This window comes from Pantoea sp. JK, from assembly GCF_026130245.1.
GTDB classification, from domain to species: Bacteria; Pseudomonadota; Gammaproteobacteria; order Enterobacterales; family Enterobacteriaceae; genus Pantoea; species Pantoea trifolii.
In genome coordinates, this window is sequence record NZ_JAINFN010000006.1 from 167994 (window position 1) to 191853 (window position 23860).

General features: G+C 56.1%; 21 protein-coding genes. 14 read left to right on the plus strand and 7 right to left on the minus strand.

What is annotated here, in order from left to right; genetic code table 11:
- Positions 1-9 precede the first annotated feature (9 nt).
- Entirely contained in the window at positions 10-609 is a 600-nt protein-coding gene (locus PanJK_RS14805; protein WP_061723467.1) for a GNAT family N-acetyltransferase, read from the minus strand.
- Between the two features lie 527 nt (positions 610-1136).
- On the opposite strand from PanJK_RS14805, the gene PanJK_RS14810 reads away from it, so the two are divergent.
- From PanJK_RS14810 to PanJK_RS14825, 4 genes are all read left to right on the plus strand, one after another.
- On the plus strand, positions 1137-2480 hold the full coding sequence (locus tag PanJK_RS14810; protein WP_008105576.1) for an ABC transporter substrate-binding protein: 1344 nt from the start codon (positions 1137-1139) through the stop codon (positions 2478-2480).
- 58 nt (positions 2481-2538) lie between these two features.
- Positions 2539-3411 (plus strand): carbohydrate ABC transporter permease, encoded by an 873-nt coding sequence (locus PanJK_RS14815; RefSeq protein ID WP_061718332.1) that lies wholly within the window; start codon positions 2539-2541, stop codon positions 3409-3411.
- Positions 3411-4226, plus strand: a complete 816-nt coding sequence (locus tag PanJK_RS14820; RefSeq protein WP_256698201.1) for a carbohydrate ABC transporter permease — start codon at positions 3411-3413, stop codon at positions 4224-4226. Before PanJK_RS14815 ends, PanJK_RS14820 begins: the two co-directional genes overlap by 1 nt.
- 79 nt (positions 4227-4305) lie before the next feature.
- Positions 4306-5634, plus strand: coding sequence for a glycoside hydrolase family 28 protein (locus tag PanJK_RS14825; protein ID WP_256698202.1), 1329 nt, complete (start codon positions 4306-4308; stop codon positions 5632-5634).
- 26 nt (positions 5635-5660) lie between these two features.
- Here the strand turns inward: PanJK_RS14825 and PanJK_RS14830 are convergent, their stop codons facing one another.
- On the minus strand, positions 5661-6731 hold the full coding sequence (locus PanJK_RS14830) for a tartrate dehydrogenase (RefSeq protein ID WP_256698203.1): 1071 nt from the start codon (positions 6729-6731) through the stop codon (positions 5661-5663).
- Positions 6732-6816: 85 nt separating this feature from the next.
- Between PanJK_RS14830 and PanJK_RS14835 the strand changes: the two genes are divergently transcribed.
- The 4 genes from PanJK_RS14835 to PanJK_RS14850 all read left to right on the plus strand — a co-directional run bounded on the left by PanJK_RS14835 (position 6817) and on the right by PanJK_RS14850 (position 11267).
- The gene (locus tag PanJK_RS14835) at positions 6817-7722 is read left to right on the plus strand and encodes a LysR family transcriptional regulator (RefSeq protein ID WP_179452016.1); all 906 of its coding nucleotides are present in this window, start codon (positions 6817-6819) and stop codon (positions 7720-7722) included.
- Between the two features lie 254 nt (positions 7723-7976).
- Positions 7977-9398, plus strand: coding sequence for a sodium:solute symporter family protein (locus PanJK_RS14840; protein WP_154154614.1), 1422 nt, complete (start codon positions 7977-7979; stop codon positions 9396-9398).
- 1 nt (position 9399) lies between these two features.
- Positions 9400-10587 carry a sialidase family protein gene (locus PanJK_RS14845; RefSeq protein ID WP_265300751.1) on the plus strand — a complete coding sequence of 396 codons (1188 nt, stop codon included), beginning with the start codon at positions 9400-9402 and terminating at the stop codon, positions 10585-10587.
- Positions 10584-11267 carry an SDR family NAD(P)-dependent oxidoreductase gene (locus tag PanJK_RS14850; RefSeq protein WP_256698205.1) on the plus strand — a complete coding sequence of 228 codons (684 nt, stop codon included), beginning with the start codon at positions 10584-10586 and terminating at the stop codon, positions 11265-11267. Before PanJK_RS14845 ends, PanJK_RS14850 begins: the two co-directional genes overlap by 4 nt.
- Positions 11268-11377: 110 nt before the next feature.
- On the opposite strand, the gene PanJK_RS14855 is transcribed toward PanJK_RS14850, so the two are convergent.
- The gene (locus PanJK_RS14855; protein WP_256698207.1) at positions 11378-13333 is read right to left on the minus strand and encodes a sigma-54-dependent Fis family transcriptional regulator; all 1956 of its coding nucleotides are present in this window, start codon (positions 13331-13333) and stop codon (positions 11378-11380) included.
- Positions 13334-13530: 197 nt separating this feature from the next.
- Between PanJK_RS14855 and PanJK_RS14860 the strand changes: the two genes are divergently transcribed.
- The 5 genes from PanJK_RS14860 (at position 13531) to PanJK_RS14880 (ending at position 18743) form a co-directional block, all read left to right on the plus strand.
- Positions 13531-14550, plus strand: a complete 1020-nt coding sequence (locus PanJK_RS14860; RefSeq protein ID WP_265300755.1) for a Gfo/Idh/MocA family oxidoreductase — start codon at positions 13531-13533, stop codon at positions 14548-14550.
- Positions 14550-15329: a TIM barrel protein gene (locus tag PanJK_RS14865; protein ID WP_256698209.1), complete on the plus strand. Its 780-nt coding sequence runs from the start codon at positions 14550-14552 to the stop codon at positions 15327-15329. Before PanJK_RS14860 ends, PanJK_RS14865 begins: the two co-directional genes overlap by 1 nt.
- Before the next feature lie 85 nt (positions 15330-15414).
- Positions 15415-16329, plus strand: coding sequence for a substrate-binding domain-containing protein (locus tag PanJK_RS14870; protein ID WP_265300757.1), 915 nt, complete (start codon positions 15415-15417; stop codon positions 16327-16329).
- Between the two features lie 197 nt (positions 16330-16526).
- A complete protein-coding gene (locus tag PanJK_RS14875; protein ID WP_265300759.1) occupies positions 16527-17495 on the plus strand; it encodes a glycosyltransferase family 8 protein in 969 nt (322 codons plus the stop codon).
- Positions 17496-18743 carry an O-antigen ligase family protein gene (locus tag PanJK_RS14880; RefSeq protein ID WP_265300761.1) on the plus strand — a complete coding sequence of 416 codons (1248 nt, stop codon included), beginning with the start codon at positions 17496-17498 and terminating at the stop codon, positions 18741-18743.
- 44 nt (positions 18744-18787) lie between these two features.
- On the opposite strand, the gene PanJK_RS14885 is transcribed toward PanJK_RS14880, so the two are convergent.
- Positions 18788-19717, minus strand: coding sequence for a glycosyltransferase family 2 protein (locus PanJK_RS14885; protein WP_265300763.1), 930 nt, complete (start codon positions 19715-19717; stop codon positions 18788-18790).
- Between the two features lie 231 nt (positions 19718-19948).
- On the opposite strand from PanJK_RS14885, the gene PanJK_RS14890 reads away from it, so the two are divergent.
- A complete protein-coding gene (locus PanJK_RS14890; RefSeq protein WP_265300765.1) occupies positions 19949-21400 on the plus strand; it encodes a methyl-accepting chemotaxis protein in 1452 nt (483 codons plus the stop codon).
- Between the two features lie 45 nt (positions 21401-21445).
- On the opposite strand, the gene PanJK_RS14895 is transcribed toward PanJK_RS14890, so the two are convergent.
- From PanJK_RS14895 to PanJK_RS14905, 3 genes are all read right to left on the minus strand, one after another.
- Entirely contained in the window at positions 21446-21736 is a 291-nt protein-coding gene (locus PanJK_RS14895; protein WP_265300767.1) for a DUF1330 domain-containing protein, read from the minus strand.
- On the minus strand, positions 21736-22617 hold the full coding sequence (gene yghU, locus PanJK_RS14900; protein WP_256698219.1) for a glutathione-dependent disulfide-bond oxidoreductase: 882 nt from the start codon (positions 22615-22617) through the stop codon (positions 21736-21738). Before yghU ends, PanJK_RS14895 begins: the two co-directional genes overlap by 1 nt.
- Positions 22618-22718: 101 nt before the next feature.
- The gene (locus PanJK_RS14905) at positions 22719-23738 is read right to left on the minus strand and encodes a LacI family DNA-binding transcriptional regulator (RefSeq protein ID WP_008106937.1); all 1020 of its coding nucleotides are present in this window, start codon (positions 23736-23738) and stop codon (positions 22719-22721) included.
- Positions 23739-23860 lie beyond the last annotated feature (122 nt).

Here is a 23860-nt window from a genome sequence, read left to right on the forward strand (position 1 = left end):
TGCCTCGAATCAGAGAAGTTGGCCCATATAAATGGCGTTGCTGCGCATAATCGGCGTGAAGCCGAGGCGCTGATAGAAGCCGCACACCTGCTCGTTCTGCAGGCTGACGCCGAGATAAACGCCCGGCACGCCTGCGGCACGCAGATCGTGCAGCAGCTGTTCAATCAGCTTGCGGCCCCAACCGCCTTGCTGCGCGGCGGGTAACAGATTGATGTGCAGATGCGCAGGCCACTGTGTCACCAGCTGATCCGCTGCCGCATCGGGCTGATGAATCGCTTCCAGCACTTTGCTGTCGAGCGCCGCCTGCGGCGCGTAATCGCGATACTGCTGTTGCAGCTGTGGCCACCAATCGCTATTCAGCTTTGCTTCGAAGGCGCGCGTATCGGGCGCGGCGACCGCGTAACCCACCACCTCGCCATGCTGTTCCAGCACATAAGCAAATTCGGGCGCAAAGCGCGCGTAGGGAATGACAAAGCGCAGGCCGGGCAGTGCGGGATCGGAGTAGAGCGCACTGGCATCGGTCCCGGCATTGGCGGTCTCTAAGCAGATGCGCGACAAGGCGGGGAAATCAGCCTCGCTGGCGCGACGAATAACACCTTCAGCCGTCATGGTGGAGCCTCTTGGTCAGGAGATGAACAGATTTTACGGTAAAGAAAGCCGACTTAGTTTTCAAGGTGTAATAATTGCGCTGGCGCACAAAGCTGATGCGAACTATAACCACAATGCATGACGGCGCGCCTGACAAACTCACACGCCACGCCGGTTTACGCGCCAGATGACAACACATTGCCTTTGGCTCTCGCAGCGTAATGATAATAACGATAGGATTTTCATATGCTCTATCAGTAAGTTAAAGCGATTCACTTGCCTGAGTGATTTATACTGATGCTCAGGCTTTAATCCTCAGTGCCGTCTGGTTTGCGCGCGGAATCGCAGCATGCTCTGCTGTTCCAGTGGCTTTTCTTCTTACTCTTTGCACTGTATCACAGAGCAAAAATTCCGCAGTGGCGATGTTTGACTTTCTTTTGTGCATAAAGTAAGTATGAATTATGTACGTTGTCGCTGCTGAATCAACCTGCCGGGAATCGCAGGTGTCGAGATGAAGGGATGCCAGTCATCTGTTGGAGAAACCGAGCATGATGTGTGATTCAACCAATCGTCCTTCCCGTTTGCAAAGCTCACTGCGCACCGTGTCGCGTCTGGTCTCCGCCGGGATTTTGCTCGGTGCGACCATGGCAGCCGCGCAGGCCGTCACCCTGAATGAGTGGGACATTTACAACTATCCGCAGCAAACCGAAGCGGTGGATGAAGCGGTAAAAGCGTTCCAGCAAAAGAATCCGGGCATTGTGATTCAGCGTTCGGTGCACTCGTTTGAAGACACGCGTATTCCGCTCAAGCTGGCGTTGACTGCTGGTGACGGCCCGCAGATTGCGCAGGTGAATCAGGGCGGCGGCGATATGGGCTCGCTGGTGAAAGACAAGCTGCTGTGGCCGCTGGATGATTACGCCAAAACCTACGGCTGGACCACGCGTTTCCCGGATTCGATCCTGAAGCGTAACCGCTGGTCTGATAAACAAGATTTCGGCAGCGGCAAACTCTACGGCGTGGCAAGCCTCGGCGAGATGGTGGGGTTGTATTACAACAAAGCGCTGCTGGATAAAGCCGGTGTCGCGGTGCCTAAAACCTTGCCGGAACTTGAGCAGGCGATGGAGAAACTCAAAGCCGCCGGCACGCCGCCGATGATGCTGGGCTTACTCGACGGCAACATGGGCCAGCAGCTGCTCAGCACCTTGTGGGAAGCGCAGATTGAGAGTAGCGACCGGAAAAAACTCGACGATCTGATTTACGACGTGGGCGGCACCTTTAAAGACGACAAGCTGGTGAAAGCCGCCAACCTGATGAAAGGCTGGAACGACAAAGGCTATCTGTTCCCCGGCTTCCAGGGCATTGGTCACGATGATGCCGCGACCCTGTTCCAGAATGGTCAGGCAGCGTTCCTGGTCAGTGGAACCTGGTATCTCGGCCAATTTAAAGACAACAAAGATCTGCACTTCGCCGCGATGCCAGCGGGCGAGGGCGTACAGCATCCGCTGATGGTGGGCGGCACCGATCTGGCGTTCTCGATCACCAGCACCGCCAAAGACAAAGCGCAGCAGGACGCCGCGGCGAAATTCATCGATTACATCGTCTCGGATGAGATGGCGAACCGCTGGTTGAAAGTGGGCTTCCTGCCGGCCGGCACCAGCAAAAATGCGCAGATTCCGGCGGATAACCCGCTGCTGGCGGAAGCCTATCAGGTGTGGGTAACGCTGAATGACAACGATGGTCTCGGCCATTATCTCGACTGGGCTACGCCAACCATGAACGCTGAACTGAATCAGAATGTGCAGCTGCTGTTGGCGGGACGTCAAACCGCCGATCAGATGGTGATCAACTTCGATAACAACTATCAACGTTACCTGAAAACCCTCAAGCACTGATGACGTACGGCCCGGCGTAAGTGGCCGGGCCGCAACAGGCCCGCAAGCGAGTACGGTTATGCTGAATAAATCTGCCTGGCGCAATGCGCTCTATCTTCTGCCCGCGGTGCTGGTGTATGCGGTGTTTCTGCTGCTGCCGCTGCTGGCCTCGTTAGGGATCAGCTTTACCGAATGGGACGGCACTTCGTGGCCGATTTTCATCGGCATGGGCAACTATTTGCGCATGTTCCAGGATCCGGTGTTCTGGGTGGCGCTTGGCAATAACGCCTTGCTGATGCTGTTCTACACGCTGTTTCCGATTGGCGTTGGGCTGCTGTTGTGCAGCTTCCTGTATGAGACGCGCAATAACAAAGAGCGCAGCGTGCTGCGTATTCTCTTCTTCCTGCCGTACATCATGCCGATGGCGGTGCTCGGTGTGGTGTGGCGCTGGCTGTATAACCCGGCGTTTGGTCCGATCGATCAGTTCTTGCGTGCCGTCGGTTTGCCGCAGCTGGCAAAGTCGTGGCTGGGCGATTTTACCTGGGCGCTGCCCGCCGTGGGCTTTGTTGCCACCTGGTACTTCTTCGGTTTCTGCCTGGTGCTGTTTATGGCCGGCTTGCAGCGCATGGATCCCTCGCTGCTGGAAGCGGCCGATCTCGATGGCTCATCACGCCGCCAGAAATTTATGCGCATCACGCTGCCGTCGCTGCGTCCCGAACTGCGTATCGCGCTATTGCTGACGGTGATCGCCAGCCTCAAAGCTTTCGATCTGGTCTACGTGATGACACAAGGCGGACCGGGCACGTCCACTATGGTGACCAACATCTTTATGTATAAGCAGGGCTTTGATCTGCATTACTTCGGCTATGCCTCCGCCGTGGCGGTGTTCAGTATGCTGATTGTGTTAATGATCAACGGCTTAATTCATCTTTGTTTACGGGAGCGTCACTGATGCGCGGCACGCCAACTGTCTCACGCGCGCTGATCTGGATTGTCGCGCTGATGACCATTCTGCCGTTTTTAATGGCGCTGATGACCTCGTTCAAAACGCAGATGGAGCTGTTTCAGGGCGTATTCACCTTGCCCTCGTCGCTGAATTTTAAAAACTACGTCACCGCGTGGCAGCAGGGACATTTCAACGTCTACTTCATGAACTCGGTGCTGGTGGTGATTCCGGTGGTGATCTGCAGCATCCTGCTTGGCATTCTGGCGGGATTCGGTTTTGCCTGGCTGAAGATCCCCGGCAAAACGGTGGTTGCCGCGCTGCTGGGCCTTGGCATGGTGCTGCCGAGTGAAGCCTTTATTATTCCCCTCTATCACGAGTTGCGCTGGATGGGCCTCACCAATACCTATCTGGCGCTGATTCTGCCGCAAATTGCCCTATCGCTGCCGTTCACCACGCTGATGATCGCCACCGCGTTGCAGCAGGTGCCGCGCGAGCTGGTGGAAGCGGCGGTGATGGATGGCGCTTCGCGCCGTAAAATTCTCTGGGGTTTGCTGGTGCCAGCAATCTGGCCGACGCTGTCCACGCTGGCGCTGCTGCTGTTTATCTGGACGTGGAACGAGTTCCTTATTCCGTTGATTCTGGTGAATAAAGACGAGCTGCGCACCTTGCCGATCGGCATGATGTTTTTCCAGAACAAAAATACCATCGATATTCCGGTGCTGATGGCGGGCGCGATGATTGTCATTCTGCCGCTGGTGGCGGTGTTCCTGGTGTTCCAGCGCAAATTTATCAGCGGCGTCACCGAAGGCGCGGTGAAATAAACACGTTGTCCACCAGCAAAAGGTTTTGGTCATGCGGCGCGTGCTGCAATAGCGCATCGCCGCTATTCAGGAGAACCGCATGCACGTTTCACTGGCTGATTTCTATCCCATCGCCGATGGCGAGACGCTGGATACTTACTGCTTCCAGCGCGCGCTTAATCATCTGGCATCGCGCGGCGGCGGCACGTTGTCGGTGCCGCCCGGTCGCTATCATCTCGGCACCTTAACGCTGGGTTCCAACATCAATCTGCATCTCGAAGCGGGCGCCACGTTGCTCGCCAGTTCCCGCGTCGAGGATTATCAGCAGCAGTTGGCGCAGAGCCAGGCTGAACTGTCGCAGCATGTGCTGATCTACGCCGTCGGACAGCGCAATATCCGCATCAGTGGTAAAGGCGTGATCGACGGTAACGGCGATGCCTGGTTTGCCGCAGAAAAGGACGATCAGGGATATCGCCTGCCGCGTCCGCAGCGCCCGCGCATCGTGGTGTTTGAGGATTGCGAGCAGGTAACGCTGGAAGATTTCACCATCATTCAGGCACCGATGTGGACGGTACATCTGGTGAGTTGCCGTCATGTGCACGTCGATCACCTCACCATCGATAACAGCATGAGCATGCCGAACACCGATGCGCTGGATATCGACAGCTGTGAAGCGGTGTTTGTCAGTAACAGCTACCTGAGCGCGGCCGATGACGCCATCTGCATCAAAGCCACTCAAAAACCCGCGCATCTGCGCCGAGCCGCGCGACAAATCATGATCAGCAACTGCCTGCTGCGTTCTTACAGCTGCGCGTTCAAAATCGGTACCGAAACCTTCGACGACGTGGAAGATGTCACCGTCTCCGGCTGTACCATCTTTGATTCCAATCGCGCAATTGGCTTGCTATCGCGCGATGGCGGCCAGTTCCGCCGTTTACTGTTCAGCAATATCACGCTGGCCTGCCGCCATGCGCCGCCGTGCCATTGGGGTAAAGCCGATGCGCTGTTTGTTTCAGTACGCGCGCGCGATCCGGCGATCGCGCCGGGCAGCATTGAGCAGCTGCAATTCAGCAACGTCAGCGGTGTGATGGAAGGGGCAATTAACCTGCATGCGGAACAACCGGGACAGATTCGTGATGTGATGCTGGCGAATGTGCAGCTGCGGCAAGTGGTGGCGGCAGGCGCGGATCAAGGGCATTACGATGTGCGCCCGCCGTGTAATCCCGAATCGCCAACCGGCATGGGCCTCGATAATGCGTACAAACTGGATAGCGCATCGGGTTTAGCGTACGGCGTTGCCGCCTATCCGGATGGCTTGCCGGGCGTGTTTGCGCGCGGTGTGGAGAACCTGCAGTTGCATAACGTGGTAATTGCGCGCCCGCAACCGTTGCCGCACGGTTGGCATGCGGAAACGGTGCAGATTTTGTAGGGTGCGCATTGATGCGCACCTGGATGTTACAGCGCCTGCGCGATAGCCGCGCCCAGCTCCTCGGTTGATGCGCTGCCGCCGAGGTCGCGCGTCAGGCTGTTGCCCGCTGCCAGCGTGCGTTCGATGGCATCTAACACCGCCGCGCCCGCTTCCGCGTAACCGAGATGCTCCAGCATCATTGCGCCACACCAAATCTGGCCAATCGGATTAGCAACGCCTTTACCGGCGATATCGGGCGCCGATCCATGCACCGGCTCAAACAGGCTAGGGAATTTGCCTTCCGGGTTGATGTTGGCTGAAGGCGCGATGCCGATGGTGCCGGTACACGCTGGGCCGAGATCCGACAGGATGTCGCCAAACAGGTTGCTGGCGACCACCACGTCGAACCAATCCGGATGCAGCACAAAGTTAGCGGTGAGAATATCGATATGATATTTATCGACTTTCACATCAGGATAGCTCGGTGCCATCGCTTCCACACGGCTGTCCCAATACGGCATGGTAATGGCGATGCCGTTGGATTTAGTCGCGGACGTGAGGTGTTTTTTCGGGCGCTTCTGCGCCAGATCGTAGGCAAATTTCAGGATGCGATCGACGCCAACCCGCGTCATTACCGTTTCCTGAATCACCACTTCGCGATCGGTGCCGGGGAACATGGTGCCGCCCACTGACGAATATTCGCCCTCGGTATTTTCACGCACCACGTAGAAATCGATATCGCCGGGCTGACGATTGGCCAGCGGCGCTTTAACGCCCGGCATCAGGCGCACCGGGCGCAGATTGACGTACTGATCAAACTCGCGACGGAACTGCAGCAGCGAGCCCCACAGCGACACGTGATCCGGCACCACATCTGGCCAGCCCACCGCGCCAAAGTAGATGGCATCGAACTGGCTGAGCGTGGCGAACCAGTCATCGGGCAGCATTTTGCCGTGCTGCTGCCAATATTCGGCGCTGGCGAAATCAAACCATTGCCACTCCAGCGCAATATCAAATTTCTTTGCCGCTGCATCCATCACGCGGATGCCTTCAGGCATCACTTCTTTGCCAATGCCATCGCCAGGGATGACGGCGATTTTATAGTTTTTGCCGCTCATAGGGTTTCTCGCAGGTTGCTGTTGATGTTCTGTACGCAGTATAACCATGCATCTGTGGGAAATAATTAGCCTGAGCGATAAGCCAATGTTGAATAAAAGTAGAGAATCGCGCACTTCAACCGATGATCTGGCGTTCTTCGTGCGCGTGGCGGCGCTGGACAGCTTAACCGCCGCCGCACGTGAACTTGGCTTATCGCTTCCGGCAGTGAGCAAGCGCCTGAGCCAGCTGGAGCAGCGCTTAGGCGTGCAGCTGCTCAAGCGCACCACGCGGCGGCTGGAGCTGACGGCGGAGGGCAAACGCTATCTGGAGGGCGCGCGTCCGCTACTGGATCAGCTGGCGGAGCTGGAAGAATCGGTGAGCAGCCAAACCTCGGTGCTGCGTGGCTCGCTCAACATCAACGCCTCTTTCGGCTTTGGACGGCGTCACGTCGCCCCTTGTGTGTCGCGCTTTGCCGCGCTGCATCCCGAATTAGCCATGAGTTTGCAGCTCAGCAGCCAGCCGCTCAATTTTCTCGATGCGCGCGTGGACATCGACATCCGCGTCGGTGAGCCGCCCGATGCGCGACTGATTGCGCGTAAGCTGCGCACCAATCCGCGCGTGCTGTGCTGCTCACCTGCGTACGCCGCGCGCCACGGCATGCCAGCAAGCATCGCCGCGCTGGCGCAGCACAACTGCATTTTATTGCGCCAGTTCGACAGTGATTTCGCGCTGTGGCGCCTGGGCGATGGCACACAGCAGCTGACGCAAAAGGTGCGCGGCAGCTTAATCACCAACGATGGCGAAGTGGCGATGCAGATGGCGCTAGATGGGCATGGCATTCTGCTGCGTTCGTGGTGGGATGCGCAGCACAGCATCAAACGCGGTGAACTGCTGCATGTGCTGCCAGAGTGGAGCGCCGCTGATGGCGACATTTTTGCCGTCTGGCAGCCGCAGCGTCAGCTGCCGGTGCGCATCAGCGCGTTTGTTGATTTTCTGCAAACGGAGCTGTAATTACTCAGTCTATTTTGATTATTTATAATCATCATTGATGATTTGTGAGCAACTTCAAACAAATCCAGCCCGGTTTACCTTATAAATTGCCCCTATTATGCGTAAATTCATTCTTGTTTGAGCGAAATGAATCATAAGCGTAAGTGGGGTGGCGAAGTGCAGAGACACGCGTTAATAACAACATTGGCCACCTCATCAACGGAACGCGTGAAGCCCAGCGCGTTCCACGACCCTACGTTATCGATGAGGCTGAAATGAAACAATTCTCTACAGAAGGGATGGTGATTATCGTCGGGATTGTCATTGCGTACATCCTGTTCACCACCTGGCTCACCTGGCGCCTGCGCAGTAAAAACAGCGGTGACTTTATGGCCGGCTCCAATGTGATGCCGGCTTTTGTGGTGGGCGTGATGCTGATGTCGGAATACATCGGCGCAAAATCCACCATCGGTACGGCTCAGGCGGCCTTCGAGGATGGCTTTGCCGCGTCATGGTCGGTGATTGGTGCCGCCATTGGATTCCCGCTGTTTGGCTTTCTGCTGGTCAAACGCATCTACAACACTGGCAAAATAACCATCTCTGCGGCGATCGCTGAACGTTATGGCAACTCCACCAAAAACATTATCTCGCTGATCATGATCTATGCACTGCTGCTGGTTAACGTCGGTAACTACGTGAGCGGTGCGGCGGCGATCTCCACGGTGCTCAACCTCGATCTCACCACGGCGGCAGTGATCACCGCGATCGTCAGTACGTTCTACTTTATGTTCGGCGGCATGAAAGGCATCGCCTGGGTCACGCTGCTGCACAGCGGACTGAAATATATCGGGATTCTGATCATTCTCGGCGTGGCGCTGCACATGACCGGCGGCGTTAGCCCGATGATCAAAGAGATGCCGCATTTCTACTGGACGTGGGATGGCAACGTTGGTGGCAGCACCATCTTCGCCTGGATGATTGGTACCATCGGCTCGATCTTCTGTACCCAGTTTGTGATTCAGGCGATTGCCTCGACCAAAAGTGCCGAGTCCGCCAAACGTGCAACCTGGGTGGCGTTCTTCTTCTGCATGCCGATTGCCATTGCCATCGCGCTGATTGGCGTGGCGGCGAAATATCTGCATCCCGATATCAAAAGTCTCTATGCTTTGCCGGTGTTCCTGCAGGACATGAGCCCGTGGCTGGCGGGAATTGTCACCACCTCATTAGTGGCGTCAATCTTTGTCAGCGTCAGCACCGTAGCGCTGGCGATCGCCTCGCTGGTGGTGAAAGATTTCTACGTGCCCTATCGCAATCCGACGCCGGAGCGCGAGTTCCGCATGACGCGCTGGCTGTCGCTGCTGATCGGTTTCCTGCCGCTGATTTTCGTGTTGTTCGTACCGGAAGTGTTGAAGCTCTCATTCTTCACCCGCGCCATTCGTCTGTCGATTTCAGTGGTGGCAATCATCGCCTTCTATCTGCCGTTCTTTAAAAGCACGCGCGGCGCTAATGCCGGCCTGATTGGTGCCTGCGTCATGACCTCGGTGTGGTATCTGCTCGGCGATCCTTTTGGTATCAACAACATGTATGTGGCGCTGGTCACGCCTGCGGTGATCATGGTGATTGACCGCCTGATCCCGTCAAGCCAAACCGATGAAAAAAAAGCCCCGAAATCTTCAATGCAAAACAGTGGAGCCTGAAATGAGTGATGTAACCCTTACCGTTGAACGCAGCGGTAACCTCTCTCCGCACGCACAGGATGCGCAACAGCTCACGGCGATGCTGCCTTCGGTCTGCCCGCAGAACCACGCGGCGAATCTGCTGCCGCTGCCCAATGGCGACCTGCTGTGCGTATGGTTTGGTGGCACGCAGGAGGGGATCGCCGATATTTCTGTGTGGTGCTCGCGGCTGGAAAACGGCTGCACGCAGTGGAGCGAGGCGCAAAAGCTGTCTGACGACCCCACGCGATCCGAGCAGAATCCGGTGCTGTTCCTCGATCCCGACCAGGTGCTTTGGCTGCTGTGGACGGCGCAGAAGTCCGGCAATCAGGACACCGCGATTGTGCGCTATCGCCAGTCACGTGATTTCGGCCGCAGCTGGGGCGCTATCGACACTTTGCTCGATCAGCCCGGCACCTTTATTCGCCAGCCGATTGTGGTGCTGCCAAACGGTAACTGGCTGCTGCCGGTGTTTTACTGCCGCACGCAGCCCGGCGTGAAATGGGTGGGTAACGATGATATCAGCGCGGTGAAAATTTCCAGCGATAAAGGCCAAAGCTGGCGCGATGTGGCGGTGCCGGACAGCCTGGGCTGCGTGCATATGAACATCACGCTGCTGCAGGATGGCAGCTTACTGGCGCTGTATCGCAGCCGCTGGGCCGATTTCATCTATCAAAGCCGTTCAACCGACGGTGGCGAAAGCTGGAGTGCACCGCTGGCGACTGAACTGCCAAACAACAACTCGTCGATTCAGGTCACGACGCTGCACAACGGCCATCTGGCGCTGGTGTTTAACGCCATGAGCGCCAAAGATGCCAGCGAGCGCCGCTTATCGCTGTATGACGAAATCGAAGATGAAGAGGATGACGGCGATGTGGCGGTGGCGGCCGAGCCGGTGGTGCACAGCGGACGCACCGCTTTTTGGGGCGCACCGCGCGCGCCAATGACGCTGGCGATTTCCGCCGATGGCGGCAACAGCTGGCCGTGGCAACGTAATCTCGACGAGGGCGACGGCTACTGCATGACCAATAATTCGCAGCAAAAGCTTAACCGCGAGTTCTCCTATCCGAGCATTAAACAGAGTGACGATGGTGCGCTGCATGTGGCTTACACCTATTTTCGTCAGGCGATTAAATACGTGCGCGTCGATGAACTCTGGGTGAAAGGATGAGCAGGCCGCGACACGCGCTGGTGACGGGCGTCAGCTCTGGCATTGGCGCGGCGATCGCTGACCATCTGTTGCAGCAAGGTTGGCAGGTGACCGGTTTTAGCCGCACGCCGGTGCAGAAAGATCATTCGGCGTTCACCTCGGTTAGCGTGGATTTGCTGGATGCCAATCTGCTGAAGCAGGCGCTACTGGCGCTGCCGAAGGTGGATGCGCTGGTGCACGCTGCGGGCATGATGGCGGCTGCGCCGCTTGGTGAGCTGGATGAGGAGCAGAGCGCGCGTTTGTGGTACTTGCACGTGCAGGTGGCACAGATCATGGCGAATGCTTTGCTGCCACAGATGGCGCAGGGCGATCGTATCTTGCTGATTGGCAGCCGCACGTCACGTGGCGCGGCGAATCGCAGCCAGTACGTGAGCACCAAAGCGGCCATGGTGGGCATGGCGCGCAGCTGGGCGGCGGAACTGGCACCCAAAGGCATTACGGTAAATGTGATTGCGCCGGGCGCGACGGAGACGCCCATGCTGCAGCAGCCTGGCCGCACCAGTTCACCGCCAAAGTTGCCGCCGATGGGGCGCTATATCAAGCCAGAGGAAGTGGCGGCGCTGGCGGGATTTGTGCTGTCGCCGGCCGCCGATGCGATTACCGGGCAGGAGTTGGTGATTTGTGGTGGGGCGTCGTTGTAGTTTTTTCCCCTCACCCTAACCCTCTCCCAAAGGGAGAGGGAATTGAATAATGCACCGACTAGCTCCCTCTCCCTGTGGGAGAGGGCTGGGGTGAGGGCAACAAGCCGCACTTACCCGCGCCGCAATCCCGCCACATCCACCTGCCACTGATTCAGCTTGTTATACAGCGCGGTGCGTGAAATCCCTAGCAGCTGCGCGGACTGGCGCAGATTGCCTTTCTGCTCGCGCACCACCTGCATCACATGCTGGCGCTCATTCTCCTGTAGCGAGCTCAATTCGCTGGCGACAGGCGCGTTACGCAGCACCATCTCTTCCGGCAGATCGTGGCGATCAATCTCCAGCCCTTCACACAGATTCACCATGCGCTCGACCAGATTCTCCAGCTCGCGCACGTTGCCGGGCCAGTGCCACGCCTGTAAACAGCTCATCGCCTCGGCGGAGAGTTGCGGCGCAATGCGCTTCAGCCGGGTGCAGAGCGCCTGAATAAAGGTATTCACCAAACCGGGAATATCCTCCTGACGCTCGCGCAGTGGCGGGATCTCCAGCGAAATCACATTCAGGCGATAGTAGAGATCGCGGCGGAACGCGCCTTTCTCTACCGCGTCGAGCAGATTGCAGTGGGTGGCGGCGATGATACGCACGTTAACCTTGATGGGATGCGCCGCGCCGATTCTCACCACTTCGCCTTCCTGCAGCACGCGCAGCAGGCTGGTTTGCGCCTCGAGCGGCATTTCGCCGATCTCATCGAGGAACAAGGTGCCGCCATCCGCCAGCTCAAACTTGCCCGCCGAGCCGCCGCGCCGCGATCCGGTAAACGCGCCGTCGACATAACCAAACAGTTCGCTCTGCACCAAATCACGCGGCAGCGCGCCGCAGTTGAGCGCGATAAACGCTTCCTGCTGGCGTGGGCTGGCGTTGTGAATCGCCTGCGCGAACAGCTCTTTACCGGTGCCGCTTTCGCCGGTTAATAACACGGTGCTGTCGGAGCGACTGCTGGCGCGCGCTTTCTGAATCGCTTGCAGCACGCGCGGCGCGTGCCCGCGAATCATCTCAAAGGTGTAGCTGGCGCCCACGCCCATCACGCGGCGCGTAATGGCGCGGATACGCTGGTTCTCGCGCAGCGACAGCACGCGGCCGCCGTCGGGCGCGGGCATCAGCGAAATCAGGCAGGAAAGGGGATGGACGCCATCCGGCATAAATTGCAGCTCACGATCATTGCAGAACGGCATGGTGAGCAGCGATCCGCCTTGCGGTTGCAGCAGCACATCGATCGGCCCAGCGTGGGGATCGATGCCGCTGAAGATCTGGCGGGCATAGCGATTCAGCGTTTTGATGCGGCCGTGGCGATCGCAGACGATCACGCCCTCATTGAGGGTTTCGAGGATCGACTGCTGCTCGGCCAGCAAGCGGCGTAGCATCAATTGCTGACCGACCGCTTCCGCTGCCGCCTGCACCGTGCCGAGCGTGTGCGCATTGAAGTTGTCGGGCGTGGCGGTCAGCGTGAGTACGCCAAGCAGCTGGCCGGTGGCATCGCGCACCGGCGCGGCGGCGCACTGGCGATGGCGTTTGCGCAGATCGAGCTTCCAGTTTTCGCCGCTCAGCACATACACCAGCCGCTGCTCAATCAGGCAGCGTGCGGTGCAGTTGGTGCCGAGTACCTCTTCGCGCAGGATGCTGCCGACCGGCGTTAGATCCGCGCCGCAGAAATGCAGCGTCACACCTTGCGCATCGGTCAGGTTGATGTGGCCATCCGGGTTATACGCTAGCAGGTTTTCCATGATGCTGCGCGCTGCGAGGATCAACTCGGCGTTGTGCTCAAGGATCGCCGCCAGTTCCGTCGCGGGCGGCGAGACATAGGCAAAGGTGGCGGGATCGATCGCGCGCTGCTGCGATCGCTGCCACGACTGCAAAATGCTGTGCCGCATCCAGCCGGGCTGTTCACCGCGTTCGAAGCTGTGCCAGCCCTGCCACAACAACGTATCCCATTCACCCACCTCCGCGCTGTCCGGCAAGCTGAAGATCGGATCGCTTTCATCTTTAAACGGCAAACGCTCACTGGCACGCATGTGACACTCCTGATGAAGATGGAATGTCCATTTTATTGACATGTGAAGTTGACATGTAAATTTTGTTGCCAGATTGTGAGCTATATCTGTGTTATGCCTCACATAAAGCGGCGGATTGCAGTTGGCATCGCCTTTGCACTACAGATTGCACATCCCTGCGCTCGAATGAGTACATCCAAAACAAAAAGGAATAGGTCATGACATTTCATCTTAAGCCAGTACGCGTCGGCCTGATTGGCGCCGGACGCATGGGCAGTTTCCACGCGGAAAACCTGGCCTGGCGCGTGCCGGGAGCGATCCTGGCGGCGGTGGCCGATCCGCAACCGGGCGCCGCCGACGCGCTGACCAACAAGCTGGGCGTCGCCCAAGCCTATAGCGATCTGCATGCGCTGCTGCAGGATACCGACATTGAAGCGGTGGCGATTGCCGCGCCGGCGCGTACGCACGCCGAATGGGTGATCGCAGCCGCGAATGCCGGCAAGCATGTGTTCTGCGAAAAGCCGATGGCGGTGACGCTGGATGAGGCGGATCGCGCGATTGCTGCCGCGAAAGCGGCTGGCGTAGTATTGCAGGTCGGTTTTAACCGCCGCTTTGATTCCGGCTTTGCTGCAGCGATCGCCGCGGTGAAAGCGGGTGAGAATGGCACCACGCAGCTGAGCCGATCGCTGACGCGCGATCCCGGCCTGCACGATCCTTCGCGCATCCCGCAGTGGACGATCTTCCTCGAAACGCTGATCCACGATTTTGACACGCTGCTGCACTTCAATCCCGGCGCGAAGCCGGTGGAAGTCTATGCGCTGGCCGATGCGCTGGTGCGCCCGGATTTCAAAGACAAAGGCTTGCTCGATACCTCGGTGGTCACTATTCGCTTTGATAACGGCGCGATTGCCACCGCTGAAGCCAACTTCCAGGCGGTATACGGCTACGACGTGCGCGGTGAAGTGTTCGGCAGCAAAGGCATGTTGCAGGCGGGCCACATCAACGTTAACAACTGCGTGCGCTATCACCAGGATGGCATCGCGATTGAAACCTCACGCATGGATTCAGACCTGCTGCGCGAAGCCTATGTGACGGAGATGGCGGAATTTGCCCGCTGCATTCGCCGTGGCGAAACCCCGCGTGCTACCGGTGAAGATGCGCGAAACGCGCTGGAGATCGCGCTGGCCTGTATCGACTCGGTGCAGCAGCAGCAGCCGATCAAACTGGGAGGTCGCTAATGGCCGGTTATCAGCTATCGGTTTGTGCCGAAATGGTGTTTCTCGATCTGCCTTTTGTCGAGCGCGTGAAACGCATTCATGAACTGGGCTTTGGCGTCGAAATCTGGGGCTGGGCCGACAAAGATATCGATGCGCTGGCAGCAACCGGCGCGCGTTTCACCTCAATGACCGGCTACCTCAGCGGCAACCTGACCGACGATAACGAGATCCAGCAGCTGCTGCAAAGTGCCGAAGCGTCGCTGGCGGTGGCCGAGCGGCTTAACTGTCCGGCGTTAAACCTGCACGGCACCGGGCTGGATGACAAAGGGTTGCCGGTCAAACCGGTGGAAGTGGTGACCGGCGCGATGTGGCTGAAAGCGGCCGATACGCTGCGCAAAGTGGCGCAGCTGGGCGAGCGCGCCGGACGCGTTTTCACGCTGGAGAACCTTAACTTGCCGGTTGATCATCCCGGCACGCCGTTCGCGCTGGCCGCCGACACGCTGGCGCTGGTGGAAGCGGTAAACAGTCCAGCGCTCAAGATGAACCTCGACCTGTATCACGCGCAGATCGGCGAAGGCAATTTGATCGAATTGATTCGCCGCTGTGGTTCGGCGATTGGGGAGGTTCAGGTGGCGGATGTGCCGGGGCGTCAGCAGCCGGGGACCGGTGAAATTAACTATCGCGCGATCGCCCGCGCGCTGCACGATGTCGGTTATCAGGGCACCGTGGCGCTGGAAGGCTGGGCCAGCGGCGAAAGTGGTGCCGCGCTGCAGCAATTCCGCGATCACTTCACGCTTTAACGGTTCCACCGCCGGGTATTTGCCTGTTGCCCGGCGTTAACTCGATGAAATAAATAATAATATCTCAACCCTACAGGACTAACCTATGAACATCAGAAATGTGATGCTGTGCCTCTGCGCATTGCTGCTCAGCCTGAGCGCGAGCGCTAAAACCTTCACCGTCGGCGTCGCGCTGGCGAACTTCGATCTCAACTTCGTTTCGATTCTGCGCACCCAGATGCAGGAGGAACTGAAAGCCAATCAGCTCAACAGCCAGTTTGTCGATGCCAAAGGCGATGTGGCGCTGCAGGTGCAACAGGTGGATGATTTTGTTAATCAGGGCGTCGATGCCATCATCCTCAATCCGGTCGATACGCAAGGCGTATTGCCGATGATTACCGCAGCGAAAAACGCCGGCATTCCGCTGATCTTCGTCAACCGTAAACCGGAAGTGAAGCTGCCCACCGACATGGCGTATGTCGGTTCTGACTCGGCGTTGGGCGGCGAAATGCAGATGGAAGCGCTGGCGAAGAAGATGAACTACAAAGGCAATGTGGCGATTCTGATGGGGGCGCTGTCGAACGAAGAAGCGCGCGAACGCACCCGCGCGGTGGAAGCGGTGATCGCCAAATATAAAGATATGAAGGTGATTGAGAAGCAGAGCGCCAAATGGCAGCGCAACGAAGCGGTGGATGTGGTGTCGAGCTGGCTGCTGAACCAGCGACCGATTGACGCTATCGCGGCGAATAATGATGAGATGGCGATTGGTGCCATCATGGCGCTCAGTCAGGCGAAGAATGAGAAGATTTTGGTCGCCGGTATCGACGGCACGCCAGATGGTCAGCAGTTCGTGAAGAACGGTAAAATGACGCTGACCATTTTCCAGGATGCAAAAGGGCAGGCGACCGGTGCGGTGCAAGTGACTAAAGCGCTGCTGGAGAAGCAGAAAGTGCAGGCGTTTAACTGGATTCCGTATCAAACCATTACGCCTGAGAACTATGCGCAGTTCGCGGCGAAATAACATTTTTATTTACCAAAACTCTCCTGCTCGCAGGAGAGTTTTACGTTGGAAACCCGATTTATTCCTCCTCCACTTCGCTTTATTTGCCTAACTCTGACTGATAAACTCCGGCTGCAACCAGAATTGTCTCTGGTTAATGATTGCTCAGGCATGATGCATTAACAGAACGCATGCGTTCGACCGGAGAGAAGTGCAGGATGGATAAAGAGATTCTCAACACCATAAATTCTCAGCACCTTTTTCCCGCGCACAGCGACCGGCATATTTTTTTTGGTGTTGATGGTAAATTCATTGGCCACTCGCTGATTACCATCATGTCGATAATCAAGCATGCCAATGATGTTCGTTATCACTTTCATCTTATCTCTTCGGAAATATCTGCAGTTGACACTGTGCGTCTGGAAAAAATATTCGCTGGATCGCCACATGGATTAACGCTGCATCATATTCAGGATGGTTTGTTTAGCGCGTTCCCTACCACAGAGTTATTCACTCGCGCGACCTATTATCGTTTTCTCGCTCCGCTTATCTTGCCGCATGCCGCTAAATTGCTTTATCTCGATGCGGATATGGTTTGTCTGAATTCTCTCGACGAATTATGGCAAATTGCTATGCCATCCGAGGTAATTGCCCTGGTTGTAGGTGAGATTGCAGCACTGCAAGCGCAGTTGGCTGAAAATGTTGGCCTGCGTGGAAAACGCTACTTTAATGCTGGCATGATGCTGATTGATGTTCAAAAGTGGAACCGAGAGCAGGTGAGTGAACGCGCGTTTAATTTGATTAGCGAAAAGGGAAAGCAGTTCCAGTATCTTGATCAGGATGCGTTAAATACGCTGCTTGAAGATCGTGTGATATTTACGGAAGCTCGCTTTAATACCATTAACATGCTCTCACACGATGATAACGGTTATACGCAGGATGTGCCGCATAATACCTGCTTATTGCATTACGCCGGTGCTGATAAACCCTGGCAACAGTGGAATCAACAGCACGTTGGCCATTACTATCGCGATCTTTATCAGACTTCACCGTTAGCCGACGTTCCTTTCGAAACACCTCAAAACGCGCAGCAAGCGAAGAGGATGTATAAATATTTGTTCCGCAATCATCAACTGATATCGGCACTCTATTGGCGCATTAAGTATTTTAAAATGAGGTATTTTTGAGTGCAGACTTTACGTTTAAAGCCGCTACTAACCGAAAACAACGTTTATCAGCTTTGCTTTCTGTTGTTGACTATGGCGTTTGCGACCTCGTTAGTTATCCCGGCATACCCTAAGAAAACCTTCTATCTGGTCGGTTATTTAACGCTGTTTTTTCTGCTTGCTCAGGGAATAAAAAGAAAATTCGTGCTGGATAAGAGTGCTCTAATCGTCGCCATTCCCATTTTACTCCTGGGCTTGGTCAGGATGATTTGGTCGTGCATTTATGCCGATGCTTATTTTAGCGATGTGGTGGATAACTATTTTCAGGGCGGTAAACTTTTCATTATCTCCGCTGTTGTAAGCTATTTTTTCATCGCATGGCGTCATTGTTTGTCAGCCAAAGTCATGCGCATTAGCGTGTGCCTGCTAATTTTTGGGCTGCTGCTGACACTTGGCGCTGGCTTTTACGAGCATGTTCATACGCAGCGACGAATAAAATTACTTACAGATTCAGCAGGGACCGTTTCATACCTGATCACTGCACTGGCTTTAACGGCACTGTTTATTGTCAATAAGGTGATAGTTCGCCGCCTTAATCAAATTCTGCTGTTCACCGCTATCTTTGTGGTGAATATGCTGCTGATGTTCCTCACTGAGTCACGTGCGGCGGTGTTGGTGCTGCCCGTTTTATACTTGCTCTGTTTTTATCTGGTTCATCGCTGGGCAGGAAAATATTCGCTGGTGATTTTAGTTCTTTGCATTGCGGGGGGGCTGTTCTTGATGCCCAGCTCCATTATGCATCGGTTGGACAACATCCAGAACGAAATAGACAGCTATCAGAAAAATAATGATACCTCAATTGGTGCGCGCTTCTCGATCTGGAAAAGTGGCTATCACAGCGTTTCCTGGTCGCTGCTGGGGCAAAGTCCGGATGACAGAACGGATAAAGCGCGCGTTTATATTAAAACCTATGAACGCGCTAATCCTGAGGCTTATAAAAATGTGATGTATCACTTGCACGATGATTTTTTAGAAACGCTTTCGCTGCAAGGTATCGCGGGTGCTGTCACCCTGATTCTTTTTTATGTGGGTTTAATTGTGGCGGCAATGCGTCGTCGGGCATTGGATGTCGCGCTGCTTCCTGTTTCCATTTTTATATTCGGTTTGACCGATACCGTATGGATACAAAGCAGTTCGGTGTTTATTCTGATGGCATCGATTATTATGAGTTATGCGCTGATGCAGCATAAATTCATAACCCATAAATAGACTTGGTAGGGTCGCCATTTATGGCGACCGCTTTCATCAACGCCTCAAGCCATTCCCCGCAACTTCAACTTCAGAAACTTTTTCTTCAGGCTAAATCTGACTTTACTGTCCATCATAAATGAAGCGAAAGGCACGTTTTCTATCGCCTGCTTCACCACACCTTTCTCATGTTCATCAATAATCAGCGGATAAAATTTATGAGCCAGATTGATCCAATGGCAAGCGAGCAGGTTGCGGTATTTTTCACCGAGCACATTATCCATCTGTTGCGTGGCTTTGATCAGCATCGATATTTTATTGGCATCCAGCGCGCTGGAGAGGCTTTGACCCCGTTTAAAATAAAGATAAGGCCCATATTTTGCTAAAGAGATCTTTTCACTGGCTTTCAGGATAGAAGGGAATAAATACGCATCCTCGTAGCAGGTGAAATCGGGAAAGTGATTATCGGTAAATAGCGATCGTTTAATAAACTGGCCGATAAAATGCGCCTGAATATCGCGGTGGATAAGGAATTTTTCAATCACCTGATGCTGCGATAAGGCAGTAACCTGCAAACCGTTCCACTTTAGCGGCTGCGGTTTACTTTCATAAACTTCATTCAGCGGTGCCAGCAGAATATCCGGTTTTTGCGCCTGCAAAAAAGGCACGATGTCAGCAAAAGAGTTCTGAAGAAGCTGATCGTCACCATCCAGCATCGTAACGTAGTCGCCACTGCATTTGCTGACGCCAAAATTTCTTACCTTGCCGATGTTACGGAACATCACGTCGAAGATTTTCACCTGGCTGAATGAGGCGGCAAAAGTGTGCAGCAACTCACTGGTGTTATCTGTGGATGCGTCATTCACCAAAACAATCTCAACCGCATCCTCAATGCCCGTGCAGGCATTTTTAAGGCTGTTTAATGTCTCGGCAATATACTTTTCGCAATTATGAGCCGTGACCAGGACGCTGAGCGTGCAGGGTGAATCCATCATTAGCCTCTATCGGTTAGCAGCTTGTGTGGCGAACAAGTCTATCGTTTTCTGTGCTGAAGGGAATGAAATTGTGTTGCACGGCTTTGGTGATCATCCTCACAACTCCACACCTCATTTATTAGCGCAACTAAACTTTCTCACCGCTTCGCCGATATTTTTCACCACTGAGTCCGTGCGCTTTGCCCCACGATTTTGGGGCTCTGCGATCAACTTCTGGTGTGGAAAAATGTCATGATCGCAACGCCCTTGTCAGGCCCGGCGGCTTCGCCGGTGGAGATGGTTTCGCTCAAACGTATCGCCCAGCGCGCGGATAGCCTGGCGGTGATCCTCAGTTGGGCGCTGTTGCCGATTGCACTTGGCGTTGGCTGGCTCAATGACAGCGTGCTGGTGGCGCTGATTGCCGGCTTAGTGCTGGCGCTGCTGGCGACGTTTTTCGGCACCGCACTGCGCGGTACGCTCACGTCACGGCTGGTGTTATCCGCGCTGTTAATCGGCTGGGCCGGTTTGCTGATTCAGGTTGGCGGCGGCGAAACCGAGTATCACTTCTCGGTGTTTGTGCTGATGTCGGCGCTGCTGGCATGGCGTGATGTGCGCCCCTTATTGATGGGCGCTACGGCGGCCGCCACGCACCATGTGTTGTTCAATTATCTGCAGGAAAATGATCTGTTCGGCGTGGTGGTGTTCCATCATCCGGGCTGGGACATGGTGTTGTTCCACGCGCTGTTTGTGGTGGTGCAAACGGCGATGCTGCTGGTGATTGCGCGCCAGATGGTAGCCGATGCGCGCTCCGCCAGCGAAGTGGCGCAACTGGCGGCACACATCAATCAGCAAGCCGGTTATCTCACGCTGAGTGCCGATACCCAGCAGAGTGAAACGCCATTCGCGCGCACCTTCAGCACTACGCTCGGCACCATGCACGGCACCTTGCATCAGGTCAGCGACGGCGTAGACCAGTTGCTGGCGGAGTCCGACAGCATTCTTGAACGCAACGCCGCGCTTTCGACGCGTACCGATGAGCAGGCGCAGGCGCTGGAAGTGGCAGCCAGCGCCATGACGGAAATCAGCATCGCCGCTAGCTTAACCCGCGACAAAGCGCAGAGCGCACGCGCGCTGGCGAGTGAAACCCGTGCGGTGGCGACGCGTGGTGAAGAGAATATTCAGTCGGCGATTCGCTCGATGGAAAAAATCAGCGAAGAGTCGAGAAGGGTGAAGATCATTCTGGAGCTGATCGACGGCATTGCGTTTCAGACCAATATTCTCTCGCTGAATGCCTCAGTGGAAGCGGCGCGCGCCGGTCATCAGGGCCGCGGTTTCGCCGTGGTCGCCAGCGAAGTGCGTAACCTGGCGATGCGCAGCGAAAGTGCGGCGCGCGAAATCCGTCAGCTGATGGATGCCAGTTCCACCAGCACCGAGCACGGCACCGTGCAGGTGGAGCATGCGGCACAAACCATGCGCGAGATTCATCGCAGTATTAGTGGGTTATCGCAGCTGGTGACGGAACTGTCGGAGATGAGTGAGCAGCAGAATTTGAGCATTGAGCAGATTCAGCAGAGCATCAATAGCATCGATCACAGCGTGCATCATAACGTGCAGCACGTGGCGGAAACGCTGCAGGTGGCGCAGCAACAGCAGCAGCAGGCTAATGCGTTGAAGCAGGCGATTTCGTTGTTTAGGTTGGGGTAAGTGCGGGGTTTGATAAGGTCGCCATGAATGGCGACCTTACGTCAATTACGCGACGCCATTCACCAGCAGCACGCGGTACTTCGCGCCTTTCAGGCGATGCGCTTTGGCTTCCTGATACGCCGGGCTGAAATACCAGCCTTTCGCCGCTTCAGCATCCGGAAACTCCAGCACCACCACGCCTTCCGCTTCCGGACCTTCCAGCGTTTCCAGCTGGCCATAAAACGCCAGCGGGGTGATCGGGTGATCGCCGCGCGCCTGGCCAGCTTTCTCTGCGTAGGTTGCCAGCTCGTCTTTGTCTAAGGTTTCGTCCTTAATAAACACCACATATGCAGCCATTACTTCTCTCCTCGCGCCTGACGTTTGTCTTCAGTGTTGTTATCGAAATCGGCGGCATCATGGCGCTCCAGCAGCTGATCCTGCGGCTCGGCACCAAAGGCGCGATTCACTTTACGACCACGAATCACCGCCGGACGCTCAGCAATCTCTTTCGCCCAGCGCACCACATTTTTGTACGACTGCGCATCAAGGAATTCGCTGCCGCCATATTGGTTGTTCAGCACCAGATTGCCGTACCACGGCCAGGTGGCGATGTCGGCGATGGTGTATTCATCACCGGCGAGGAAGCGATGGTCGGCCAGCTGGCGATCCAGCACGTCCAGCTGGCGTTTGGCTTCCAGCGTGAAGCGGTTGATGGCGTATTCGATTTTTTCTGGCGCGTAGTGATAGAAGTGACCAAAGCCGCCGCCGAGGTACGGTGCAGAGCCTTGCAGCCAGAACAGCCAGTTCAGGGTTTCGGTGCGGCCCGCCAGCGAGGTTGGCAGGAAGTGACCGAACTTCTCGGCCAGATAGAGCAGGATGTTGCCGGATTCGAACACGCGCTGTGGTGGCGTGACGGAATGGTCGCTCAGCGCCGGGATTTTCGAGTTCGGGTTGACATCGACAAATCCGCTGGAGAACTGATCGCCATCGCCAATACGGATCAGCCAGGCATCGTATTCGGCGTCTTTGGCACCGACCGCCAGCAACTCTTCCAGCAGGATGGTAATTTTCTGGCCGTTTGGCGTGCCGAGCGAGTAAAGCTGCAGCGGATGTTTGCCGACCGGCAGGGCTTTCTCGTGCGTCGGCCCGGCGGTTGGACGGTTGGTTTTCGCGCCGTTACCTTTGGCTTCCGGGTCCCAGGTCCAGACTTTCGCGGGCTGATACTGATGTTCCGACATAGTGGTTTCGCCTTGTTGTGTTTGTATTTTTGCTGCTACTGAGTGTAGCAGCGCGTGATACAGGCGATTTAACCGCGCTGGCGGTGCGACGCAAAGTCCGATTATGTAAAGTTCTCTTGCGTAAACAGCATAAAGTCCACTTTACCGGGCTGATAAGTATCGGGAATCTCGCCCTCTTCCAGATGCCGCAGCATCAGCGTTAACGCGAGCTGGGCATGGCGCAGGGTGTTTTGATCGAGGGTTAAGGTCAGCACCCGATCCTGCAATAGCCTGCGTGTGGTGCTGTACAACTCGTGCGTGACGTACAGCACTTTGCCGTCGAGACGATGCCGCGCCAGCGCTTCGTGCACCTGTGTATTGCCAATGCCGGTGTTATACAACCCGACAATCGGCGGCGAGGCAGCCAGCGTTTTTTCTAGCAGACGGCTGATGCGTTCGCGTTCATCCTGACCGGCAAGAATCTCGCGCAGGCGCAGCTGCGGAAAGCGTTCGGCCAGCACCGCCTGAAACCCCTCAATGCGCAGGCGATGCGCGGCGTAATCGGCGCGTCCGCTCATCAACACCACTTCACCCGGCTGCGACAGCATGCTGCCGAGCATCAAACCGGCGGTGCGTCCGGCTTTGTATTGATCGATGCCGACGTGACACAGCCGCGCGGCATCGGGCAGATCGGCGACCAGGGTGATTACCGGCACGCCACGCGCTTTACAGGCGGCGAGCGCATCGTAGATCAGCGGGTTTTCATGGGCGAAGACGATCAGCGCGTCCATCTTTTTACTGCTGGCGGTAATGTGTGCGGCAAGTTTTTCCGGCGCGTTTTCCGGAATCAGCGTGCGATGCAGACGCAGACGGCGATAACCGAGTTCGTCGGCGAGTTTGGCAAAGTCTTGCGCTAATTGCTGGAAGAAGAAGGAGGCGTTACCGCTGAGCAGCACTTCGATCTGCCACGGATGGCGATGCTCCTCGGGCAGAATGCGTTTCAAACCGGCGTCACGCGCTGCCTGCAGGATTTTTTTGCTCATGGCGGGCGATACGCCGCCGCGATCGTTGAGTACCCGGTCAACCGTGGCGACACCCACGCCCAGTTGTTTTGCCAGCTCGGCCAGCGTCACTGCTTTCATGTTGCGTGCATTCCATCAGAGCGGGCCCTCATCCTAACCTTCTCCCGCCAGCGGGAGAAGGGACTATTTAGTTCCCTCTCCCTGTGGGAGAGGGCTAGGGTGAGGGCATCAGCGCTCACTTA